The sequence below is a fragment of the Chryseobacterium sp. Leaf394 genome, from assembly GCF_001424105.1.
Lineage (GTDB): Bacteria > Bacteroidota > Bacteroidia > Flavobacteriales > Weeksellaceae > Chryseobacterium.
In genome coordinates this window covers 345,490-345,739 of the sequence record NZ_LMQH01000014.1, presented here as the reverse complement: position 1 = coordinate 345,739, position 250 = coordinate 345,490, and the positions used below count along the sequence as shown (strand labels likewise).

The 250-nt window shown below is 35.6% G+C and carries 1 pseudogene; it reads left to right on the top strand.

Annotated elements, in window-relative coordinates:
• Positions 1-250: pseudogene (locus ASG21_RS20380) on the top strand (hypothetical protein); the annotation flags it as partial.

Here is a 250-nt window from a genome sequence, read left to right as displayed (position 1 = left end):
CTGGAGCCAGAATCCTGCAACACCCAATAATATCAATATCAGCAGTGCATCACCGATGATTTACACGCATCCTGCAGCGGTGATTGCGAGAAATTATCTTATCAATAATAAAGGCTGGACGATAACCGGAGATTCTTACGATGACAAATGTATTTCTGCGCTTTCCACACAAGATACTATATTAGAAGATGATTTTAGTATTTATCCTAATCCTGCATCAGATTTTATTTATTTTAAAAATGTAAAAGAT